The sequence below is a fragment of the Mesorhizobium sp. A623 genome, assembly GCF_054489405.1.
The window spans coordinates 1-1250 of record NZ_JBTMXB010000114.1 but is presented as its reverse complement, the minus strand read 5'-3'; the positions used below and the strand labels follow the sequence as shown (position 1 = coordinate 1250).

The window sequence follows — 1250 nt, the reverse complement described above, 5'->3', positions numbered from 1 at the left end:
AAACTGCTGGTCCCCATCATGGCCTCCTTGCCTCAAATTTAGGGAGGAAGGCGTCCACAAATCTAGGGGCTATTCATTCCGCCCCAAGTAAAAGCCCACCGCTCTGTAGCCTGGAGCGGTGGGCTTTTTGGTCGTTGGCCCTGCTAGCGCATCACATAAACGATCCTACGCGATTGCGGTTCGACCAAGACTGGCTGACCATTCACATTCACATAGCGGTACTCGTAGTCGGGAATATCTCCCAAAACGACTGTGTCAGGCAAGGTCGCTCCCGTCACAACCTCTCCATCAAGATAGACCGGTGCTTCCTGATGCGCGGCCACATAAGCACGCACATTTTCGGGCGGATCAATGGCCGTGCCGGTCGCACCACCTGCGATGGTGCCCGCCACTCCGCCAACTGCGGCACCAACCGGGCCACCAATGATGGCACCCGCAATCGCGCCGGTGGCGCCGCCGGCAAATGCTCCGGCATCACCGCCGCCCTTGTCTGCCGGTGCCGCAACGACAGCGATGCCTGAATCAGCCGGGCGCTGGGTCAAAACAACCTGAGACCCGCCGAAGTCGGCCGTCACATAGTCGGAATATACCCAGCCTTGGCCTTTAGCTTCGGCGATGGTGCACCATTTGCTGTTCTCGAGACAACCGTTGAGGGTCGCTTGCTGGCCAGCAGCCAACACGCCAATAACTGGGTACTGAGGCCCTGGACCCGCTCTCACATTGAGATCGGTTACGGCCGATACCGATGTGTCGGCAAAAGCGGCACCTGACATGGCGACGAGCACACTGGCCGCAACTATGGGAAGATACATTTTCATCGTTCTCTCCTTCAAGCAGAATTGCTGAACAAGAGAAACCGCCGCGAGATCAACTCGTTCCAAAGATAATTAAGGTCTTTTCACGGCTTTTCCGCTATTATGCTTCAATCATTCCAGTAATGGCGTCTTTGGGGGATCGTCCTCCATACCTGATCTAACCGGCTTTCGCTGACCAGCCACTAGAGGAACGGTTTCGGCCCCGACGCGTTGCGATTGCGGGAGGTGACTATGCACCATGAGCCGGACAAAAGTATTTTCGACGCTCGCTGGCTGCTGGCCGTGCCTTTATCGCTTGCGCTCACCGTTATTGCTGCTGGTTTTATCCTGACTTGATTGGAACGTTCCTGCCTCAACACCGTTTGAACGAAAGTCGCGCTTCCCACCCGCGACAGAGGAGACTCCACTTCCTCGGCTTGCAAGCCCGCCACTTGT

The 1250-nt window shown here is 56.7% G+C and carries 1 protein-coding gene and 2 pseudogenes; all 3 read right to left on the bottom strand.

The annotated features are described in order from the left end of the window. Positions 1-143: 143 nt before the first annotated feature. A pseudogene (locus ACX3P1_RS28125) lies at positions 144-314 on the bottom strand (DUF1236 domain-containing protein); the annotation flags it as partial. A gap of 318 nt (positions 315-632) precedes the next feature. Continuing rightward, positions 633-773 (bottom strand): annotated as a pseudogene (locus tag ACX3P1_RS28120) (SH3 domain-containing protein); the annotation flags it as partial. A 224-nt stretch (positions 774-997) separates the two neighbouring features. Then, the coding region (locus ACX3P1_RS28115; RefSeq protein WP_459083087.1) for a hypothetical protein at positions 998-1250 on the bottom strand (253 nt) is incomplete at its 5' end.